The sequence below is a fragment of the Burkholderia sp. E168m23 genome, assembly GCF_016586125.1.
GTDB lineage: Bacteria > Pseudomonadota > Gammaproteobacteria > Burkholderiales > Burkholderiaceae > Burkholderia > Burkholderia orbicola.
The window spans coordinates 1-8,557 of the sequence record NZ_BCPP01000196.1 but is presented as its reverse complement, the minus strand read 5'-3'; the positions used below and the strand labels follow the sequence as shown (position 1 = coordinate 8,557).

Here is an 8,557-nt window from a genome sequence, read left to right as displayed (position 1 = left end):
ACGCGAGCAGCGCCCGCCCGGCACGCGATAGAGCTGATGGTCGAGCCATACCTGCGGCGTCTGCGAAATCATGTCGTGCAGATCGCCGAACACCTGCGCGAACGCATCGGGCACGAACGATTCGTCACCGAGATTGCACGAGAACACGACCGGCGCCGCGCGCGGCGTGCCCTGCCGACGCGCATCGCGCAGCACGTCGAGCGCCGGATACGCGGCCTGCGCGATCGCACCATGCAGCCGCTGCTGGAACGCGCGCACCGCGTCGGCCGCGCTCGCATCGGCACGCACGTCGCATTCGACGAGCAACAGCGTCGTGAAATCGGCGATCACGCGGCCCAGATCGGGCGCATCGCCGTGCCGGTCGAACAGCGGCACGTTGAGCAGGAATGCCGGCCGGCCGCTCCAGCGCGCGAGCACGGCCGCGAACGCCGCGCCGAACACCGACGACAGCGTGATGCCATGCTGCGCGGCGCGCGCCTGCAGGCGCGTCAACTCATCCGTGCTCAGCTTGTGCGCCACGCGGCTGAAACGCGGCGAGCGGATCGTTTCCGGCGCGCGGGCGAGCGGCAGCGCCGGCCCTTCCGGCAACGTCGCAAGCCGTGCCTGCCAGGCGTCACGCGCCGCGGCCCGCGCATCGCGCGTCTCGGCCGCGCGACGCGCGAGCCAGGCCGGGAACCACGTCGACGGCGCAGCCGGCAGCGCCGACGGCTCGGCATACGCGACGCCGATCTCCTGCATCAGCAGCCGCACGCTGTCCACGTCGGCCGCGAGCAGGTCGACGCTGAGCCACACGCGATCCTCGCCGCCAGGCATCTGCACGAGCCCCATCATGAACACCTGCGCGTGCTCGACGTCGAGACATTCGTGCGAGCGGAACGCGCGCAGCGACGCCCATTCGGTTTCCGCATCGGCCGCCGTCCGGTCGCGCCAGTCCGCGTGCGCGAACACCGGCGCGTCCGATTCGGCGAGGATCTGCTGACGACCGCCGTCGAAACGCGCGCGCAGCATCGGATGACGCTCGCGCACGCGCCGGCATGCCGTGTCGAGACGAACGGGGTCAATCGCGCGGCTGCGGAATTCGAGAAACGCGTGGCAGCTCACGTTGCCGAGCACTTCGCCGTCGCCGCGGCCGAGCCAGTACGCCTGCTGCACCGCGGACAACTCGAACGGCGCATGCACGTCGACTTCTTCGGCCGCGCCGACGGCGTCCGCCCGCGCGACACGCGGCGCATTCGCGAGCAACGCGGTCCACGCGCCGAGCGTCGGCGTGCGCGCGAGCGCATCGAACGTCAGCGCATGGCCGAGCCGGTTCACGCGGGTCTGCAGATACATCAGCCGGATCGAATCGAGGCCGCAGCTCAGCAGGTCCTCGTCATCGTCGAGCGACGCGATCTCGTCGACGGATTCGTCGAGCAGCTCGGCGATCAGCGCAACGAGCCGCGCGCGAAATTCAGTGGGAGAACAACAGGAAGGATCGGAATGGTCGGTAGTGGAATCGACAACGGTCTGGCTCATGGGCACGCCTTGTATGGGTCGTTCGACGGCGGTTCCGCGCGGCGGCGGCCACCTGTGAATGAGAATCTATCTCATTAACACCCATGAGCCCGGTCGATTCCTTTAGGCTGCCGGTCAGTTGTTTTAGATCGCCGCGCCCGCCAGTTCCTCGTTGTCGATCGCGTTCGACGACACGCGAATATCGCTCGGCGAAATGCCGTAGCGCTTGCGGAACGCGATCGAAAAATGCGCGGGGCTGTAGCCGACGCGGTACGCGACGGTCGACACGTTCGCATCCTCCGCGCACAGCATCGCGTGCGCGGTCCGCAGCCGGTATTCCTGCAGATACGCGTACACGCTCGTGCCGAACACCTTGCGGAAGCCGGCCGTCAGCTTGCGCGAATTCATCCCGACGCGGCTCGCGAGCGCGTCGAGCGTCGGCGGATGCTGAAGCTCGCGCGTCAGGATGTCGCTCGCCGCATACACGCGCTCGACATCCGACGACGTGACGCGCACGTCGGCCGGCGCGTGCTGCCGCTGCGTGGCCAGCAACTGCGCGCTCAGCGCGGTCAGCTCGAACGCCTTCGCCTTCAGGTAGTACTCGCGCACCGCGCCCTCGAACGGGCAGGTGGCGATCTGCACGGCGAGCGCCTGCAGCGCCTTCGACGCCGGGCAACTGACGATGCGCGGATCGCCTCCCGTCGGCGCGAGCATCTTCTCCGGCAGCAGGCTCAGGTTGCGGTCGAGCGCATCGAGGCCGAGCTGCACGATCGTGTAGCGCAGCGGCACGTCGCGGTCGTAGATCTGGTGGGTGGTGAATTCGCCGTCGTTGGCGATCACGCACAGGCCCGGCCCCTTGATGCATTGCTCGGGCTGGCCCGGCACGCGGCAGCGCAACTGCCCGCTCTGCACGAGGACGAGCTTCAGCCCTTTTTCGAGCGGCTCCTCGTACCAGTCGCGGCTATCCGAGCACAGCGTGCCGCTCATGAGTTTCATGCCCGCGTCGATGTGCACCACACCCGGATGATTGCCGGGCACGAGCACCGGCGGGTGACGTCGTGACGAAGCGAAGGAGGTCGATCTCATCGGAGGTCCGTTGGTTGGGCGGCACGCGCGGACCGGCGCGCGCCGGCGGCAACCGGCCGATTGTCCGGCCGGACCGGGCGGGTGCCGCGCGACCGACGCCCGATCGAACGAAATTGCCGCGATATCGAAAGAAACGGCGCTATCGCAGCACCTGTTACAAATGATAATACCTCTCATTTACATTTTCTGACAACTTGCCGGAACCCAAGGTCAGCGCATGCAATCCTCCCCTTCCTCCCTGGCGGCGGCCGTGCCGGCCGACGCGCCCGACTGGCCCGACGACTTCGCGCGCCGCTACCGCGACGCCGGCTACTGGCAGGACACGACGTTCTTCGACGCGCTCGATGCGTGCGCGGAACGCCATCCCGACGCGCTCGCCGTCGTCGACGGCACGCTGCGGCTGCGCTATCGCGATCTGCTCGCGCGCATTCGCCGCCTCGCGGGCGGCCTCGCGCGCCTCGGCCTGGTGCGCGGCGACGCTGTCGTCGTCCAGTTGCCGAACGGCGCGCGCTTCATCGAGACGTGCTTCGCGCTGTTCCAGCTCGGCGTGCGGCCGGTGCTCGCGCTGCCCGCGCACCGTCACTACGAGATCGGCGCGTTCTGCCGCTTCGCCGGTGCGCGTGCCTATCTCGGCGCGTCGCAGCTCGGCGATTTCGACTGCCGGCCGCTCGCGGCCGCGTTGCAGGCCGACTGCCCGACGCTCGAGCACATCGTGATGGCCGGCGACGATCACGCGTTCACGTCGTTCGACGCGCTGTACGACGCGCCGCCCGTGCTCCACTGCTCTGCACGCGCCGACGACATCGCGTGCTTCCAGCTGTCGGGCGGCACGACCGGCACGCCGAAGCTGATTCCGCGCCGCCATCGCGAATACCTGTACAACGTGCGCGCGTGCAGCGCCGCGAGCGGTTTCGATGCCGACACCGTCTATCTCGCCGCGCTGCCGATGGCGCACAACTTCACGCTGTGCTGCCCCGGCACGATCGGCGCATTGCTCGCAGGTGGCCGGGTGGTAACGACCGCGCGGCCCGAGCCCGACCAGAGCTTCGCGCTGATCACGCAGGAACGCGTCACGCATACCGCGCTCGTGCCGCCGCTCGCGCTGCTGTGGCTCGACGAGCAGCCGCAACGGCAGACCGACCTGTCGAGCCTGCGCGTGCTGCAGGTCGGCGGCGCACGGCTGATGGACCACGCGGCCGAACGCGTGACGCCCGTGCTCGGCTGCCGGCTGCAGCAGGTGTTCGGCATGGCCGAAGGGCTCATCTGCTGCACGCGGCTCGACGATGCGCCCGAGCGCATCGCGCACACGCAGGGCCGCCCCGTCTCCGAAGGCGACGAAGTACGCATCGTCGACGAAAGCGGCGCACCGGCCGCGGCCGGCGAGATCGGCGAATTGCAGGTACGCGGCCCGTACACGATCCGCGGCTACTACCGGCTCGCGGAGCACGACGCGACGGCGTTCACGGCCGACGGCTTCTACCGCAGCGGCGACCGCGTGCGGCGCACCGCGGACGGCGACCTCGTCGTCGAAGGCCGCGACAAGGATCAGATCAACCGCGGCGGCGAGAAGGTCTCGGCCGAGGAAGTGGAGAACCTGTTGCTCGCGCACCCGCAGGTGCACGATGCGGCGGTCGTCGCGATGCCCGACCCGATCCTCGGCGAGCGAACCTGCGCGTTCGTGGTCGCACGCGCGCCGGCCCCGTCCCGACTCGTGCTGAAACGCTACCTGCGCGACCGCGGGCTCGCGGCGTTCAAGATCCCCGACCGCATCGAATTCATGCCGCGCTTTCCGGAAACCGGCATCGGCAAGACCAGCAAGAAATCGCTGCGCGACCTGCTGCGCCGCCAGTTGGAGGCGGCGGTCGCATGAGCACGCACCCGACCGGTTCGAGCTGGATTCGCGAGTTGCGGCTGTCGCCGTGCCCGCGTGCGCAGCTCGTCTGCTTTCCGCACGCGGGCGGCACCGCGAATTTCTTTCGCGGCTGGAGCCGTGCGCTGCCGTGGGACGTCGATCTGCTCGCGCTGCAGTATCCGGGCCGCGAGGAACGCTTCGGCGAGCCGTGCCTGCCCTCGATCGACGCGCTCGCCGGCCCCGCTGCCGACGCGCTGCAACGCTATGCCCATGCACCGCTCGTGCTGTTCGGGCACAGCCTCGGCGCGGCGCTCGCGTACGAGGTCGCGGTGCGGCTCGAGGCGCGCGGCGCCGCGCCGCTGTACGTGGCCGTGTCCGCGCTGCCGCCGCCGCATCGCCAGCGCCCGTCGGATCTGCACCTGCAGTCAGACGACGCGCTCGTCGGCGACGTCGCCCGGCTGTCCGGCGAGCACGCCGCGCTGCTCGCCGATCCGGAAATGCGCGCGATCTACCTGCCGATGATCCGCCACGACTACCGCGCGATCGAAACGTATCGGCGCGACCGCCCGCCGCGCATCGATGCGCCGCTCGGCGTGATGCTGCCGCTCGCCGATCCCGAGCTGGACAGTGACGAGGCGCACGCGTGGCAGGACGTCGCCGCGCGCCCGATCCGCGTCGAGACGTTCAACGGCGACCACTTCTACCTGCGACACCAATACCCGGCGGTGATCGCCCATCTGGTCGAACGGATCGACCAATCCCTTCGTTACGGAAAGGAGTACACATGAAAACACCGGACGCCTGCACGGGGCTGCCCGACATTCGCGAAGCGATCGATCGGCTGGACGCCGACATCATCGACGCGCTCGGCCGGCGCATGCAGTACGTGTTGGCCGCGTCGCGCTTCAAGCCGAACGAAGCGAGCATCGCCGCGCCGGAGCGGGTGGCCGCGATGCTGCCCGACCGGCGCCGCTGGGCCGAACAGGCCGGCCTCGACGCCGACTACGTCGAAACGCTGTTCGCCCAGCTCATCGCGTGGTACATCGCACAGCAAACGCAATACTGGCGACAACAGCGGGGGCTTGCATGAACGCCGGCCTTCCGCTGCTGCACGACACGTTCGCGCGTGCGGCCCGCGCCGCCGCCACCGGCACGCCGACGCTGGCGTCGGTCTCAGTGCCGCTGCGCCCGCTCGACTTCTTCGACCTGATCGCCGCGTGGGACGACGGCGTCACGCCGTGGTGCTTCCACGAAGCCGGCGATGCGTCCGTCACGCTGTACGGCTGGGATTGCGCGGTCGAACTGAGCGCCACCGGCGACACGCGCTTCGCGCAGATCGATGCGCGCTGGCGCACGCTCGTGAGTGATGCAATCACGGCCGGCCCGCAGCCGCCGCGGCTGGTCGGCGGCTTCCGGTTCGATTCGCGCGGCCCGCGCAGCGCGCACTGGGCATCGTTTCCCGATGCGAGCATGACGCTGGCGAAGCTGCTGATCGTGCGCGAAGGCGATGCGCACTGGGCCGTCTGCCAGCAGGTCGTCGCCGCCCACGACGATCCCACCGCGCTCGCGCATGCGTGCCTCGCGCGGATCGAGTCGCTCGGCACGCTTGCACCGGCCGCGGAAGACGACGCGCCGCACCTGCTGCACACGCAGGCGCTGCAGGCGGGCGAATGGCAGCACGAAGTCCGTCGTGCGGTGGATGCGATCCACGACGGCGCCTTCGGCAAGGTCGTGCTCGCCCGCGACGTGCTCGAACAGTACGCGCGGCCTGTGGCGATCGCGCCGCTGCTGCGCCGGCTGCGACGGCGCGACGCGCATGCGCACCTGTTCGCGGTCCGTCGCGACGGAGCGTGCTTCGTCGGCGCGACGCCGGAACGGCTCGCGCGTGTCGCGGCCGGCGACGTGCGCACGCATGCGCTGGCCGGCACGATCCGGCGCGGCGCCACGCCCGACGACGATCGCGCACTCGGCGCCGCGCTGATGGCTTCCGCGAAGGAGCGGCTCGAACATGCACTCGTCGTCGACGCCATCCGCGCCGCGCTCGCGCCGCTGTCGCGCGCGCTCGACGTGCCCGATCAACCGTCGCTGCACCGGCTGCCGAAGCTCCAGCACCTGAGCACGCCGATCCGCGCGACGCTGAATGCGGATGCGACGCTGTTGCAGGTGGTCGCGGCGCTGCACCCGACGCCCGCGGTGGCCGGCCATCCGCGCGCACCGGCGCTCGACCATATCCGTGCGTACGAAGGCTTCGATCGCGGCTGGTATGCGGCGCCGATCGGCTGGATCGATGCGCACGGCAACGGCGATTTCATCGTCGCGCTGCGCTCGGCGCTGATCGCGGGCGGTGCGTGCCGGCTGTTCGCGGGCTGCGGCATCGTCGCCGATTCCGAGCCGGTCAACGAATATCAGGAAACCGAACTGAAGCTGTCCGGCATGCAGGCGGCGATCCGCGTGCGCGACGCGGCGGCGGAGCGGCCGGGCCACACGCAGGCGTCGGCTTCGTCGATGGTCGACTGATTCCCGTCGGCCGTCAAAGCAACGGCAGCGTTTGCCGGATATGGTCGGCGAAGGCTGCCGTCAGGTGCGACGGCCGCTTCCGGTCGAACCGCAGCGTAATGCCCACGGCGGGCAACGGCGGCAAGCGCGGATCGCCGTTGACGATCGCGAGGTCGGCCGGCACGGCCGTCTGCGTCATCACCGCGAACGCCTGCCCCGAGCGCACCAGCGCGATCAGCCCGGCGAGGCTGCTGCTCGCATACGCGACGCGGTAGTCGCGGCCGACGCGGTTCAACGCGTCGCACGCCGCGAGGTGATCGAGCGTGTCGCGATCGGACAGCGCGAGCGGCAGCGGATCGAAATGCGCGGGTGCGAGCCCCGGATAGCCGATCCAGACCAGCGGCTCGCGGCGAATGACGTCGTCGGTCGCGCCGTCGTCCGGCACGGAAATCATCGCCAGATCGACCGCGCGCTTCTCCAGCTGTTCGACGAGTCGCGGCGTCGGCCCACAGACGACTTCGACGATCGCCTGCGGATGCTGGCTCGAAAACTGCCGCAGCAGCGACGGCAGCCACACTTGCGCGTAATCGTCCGGGCACCCGAACCGGATCGTCCCCGACAGCCCCGTGCCGCACAGGTCGGCCATCGCCTCGTCGTGCAGCCGCAGGATGCGCTGCGCATGCACGAGCAGCCGCTCGCCCGGCTGCGTCAGCACCACGCCACGGCCGGTGCGCTGGAACAGCGGCTGGTCGACCACTTCCTCGAGCCGCTTCATCTGCTGGCTGAGCGCGGATTGCGTGCGGCCGACGCGCGCGGCCGCGCGGCTCAGCGCGCGCACCTCGGCGATCACGACGAACGAGCGCAGCAGGTCGATTTCGAGCGAAAGCGCCAAGGTATTAGCCCCTTTTCTAGCTTGCATTAGAACTATTCGATTCCATCAAACCAGACGCGCGCCTAGACTGCAAGCGATCCCTGCCCTTTTGCCCGGAGCCGCCCGATGTCCCTGAACGACGACGCAACCTTCTGGCGCAACGCCAGGCAGCACCTGGTCCGCTACGGCGGCACGTTCGAGCCGATGATCGTCGAGCGCGCGAAGGGCAGCTTCGTCTACGATGCCGACGGCCGCGCGATCCTCGATTTCACGTCGGGCCAGATGAGCGCGGTGCTCGGCCACAGCCATCCGGAGATCGTGTCCGTGATCGGCGAATACGCGGGCAAGCTCGACCACCTGTTCAGCGGGATGCTGTCACGGCCGGTCGTCGAGCTCGCGACGCGCCTGGCCGACCTCACGCCCGCCGGGCTCGACCGCGCGCTGCTGCTCAGCACCGGCGCGGAATCGAACGAGGCGGCGATCCGGATGGCGAAGCTCGTCACCGGCAAGTACGAGATCGTCGGCTTCGCGCAGTCGTGGCACGGGATGACGGGCGCCGCCGCGTCGGCCACGTACAGCGCCGGCCGCAAGGGCGTCGGCCCCGCGGCGGTCGGTTCGTTCGCGATTCCGGCCCCGTTCACGTACCGGCCGCGCTTCGAGCGCAACGGCGCGTACGCCCGCTCGCCGAGCTCGACTACGCGTTCGACCTGATCGACCGCCAGTCGAGCGGCAATCTTGCCGCGTTCATCGCGGAGCCG

General features: G+C 69.8%; 7 protein-coding genes and 1 pseudogene. 5 read left to right on the top strand and 3 right to left on the bottom strand.

Annotated features, from left to right (window positions below; genetic code table 11):
* Both JMF90_RS12720 and JMF90_RS12715 read right to left on the bottom strand, forming a co-directional pair.
* Positions 1 to 1,515, bottom strand: a 1,515-nt coding sequence (locus JMF90_RS12720; RefSeq protein WP_236597976.1) for a condensation domain-containing protein, incomplete at its 3' end; no start/stop codon positions are given.
* A gap of 123 nt (positions 1,516 to 1,638) precedes the next feature.
* Entirely contained in the window at positions 1,639 to 2,580 is a 942-nt protein-coding gene (locus JMF90_RS12715; protein ID WP_011547171.1) for a helix-turn-helix transcriptional regulator, read from the bottom strand.
* Positions 2,581 to 2,797: 217 nt separating this feature from the next.
* Between JMF90_RS12715 and JMF90_RS12710 the strand changes: the two genes are divergently transcribed.
* From JMF90_RS12710 to JMF90_RS12695, 4 genes are read left to right on the top strand one after another with little or no spacing between them, the layout of a single operon-like run.
* A complete protein-coding gene (locus JMF90_RS12710) occupies positions 2,798 to 4,450 on the top strand; it encodes a (2,3-dihydroxybenzoyl)adenylate synthase (RefSeq protein ID WP_011694812.1) in 1,653 nt (550 codons plus the stop codon).
* Positions 4,447 to 5,220 (top strand): thioesterase II family protein, encoded by a 774-nt coding sequence (locus JMF90_RS12705; RefSeq protein ID WP_078041584.1) that lies wholly within the window; start codon positions 4,447 to 4,449, stop codon positions 5,218 to 5,220. Before JMF90_RS12710 ends, JMF90_RS12705 begins: the two co-directional genes overlap by 4 nt.
* Complete coding sequence (locus JMF90_RS12700; RefSeq protein ID WP_011547168.1) at positions 5,217 to 5,522, top strand: isochorismate lyase; 306 nt, start codon at positions 5,217 to 5,219, stop codon at positions 5,520 to 5,522. Before JMF90_RS12705 ends, JMF90_RS12700 begins: the two co-directional genes overlap by 4 nt.
* Positions 5,519 to 6,949: an isochorismate synthase gene (locus JMF90_RS12695; RefSeq protein ID WP_011547167.1), complete on the top strand. Its 1,431-nt coding sequence runs from the start codon at positions 5,519 to 5,521 to the stop codon at positions 6,947 to 6,949. The genes JMF90_RS12700 and JMF90_RS12695 overlap by 4 nt, the downstream gene beginning before the upstream one ends.
* 13 nt (positions 6,950 to 6,962) lie before the next feature.
* On the opposite strand, the gene JMF90_RS12690 is transcribed toward JMF90_RS12695, so the two are convergent.
* Positions 6,963 to 7,847, bottom strand: a complete 885-nt coding sequence (locus JMF90_RS12690; protein ID WP_011547166.1) for a LysR family transcriptional regulator — start codon at positions 7,845 to 7,847, stop codon at positions 6,963 to 6,965.
* A gap of 78 nt (positions 7,848 to 7,925) precedes the next feature.
* On the opposite strand from JMF90_RS12690, the pseudogene JMF90_RS12685 reads away from it, so the two are divergent.
* A pseudogene (locus JMF90_RS12685) lies at positions 7,926 to 8,557 on the top strand (aminotransferase class III-fold pyridoxal phosphate-dependent enzyme); the annotation flags it as partial.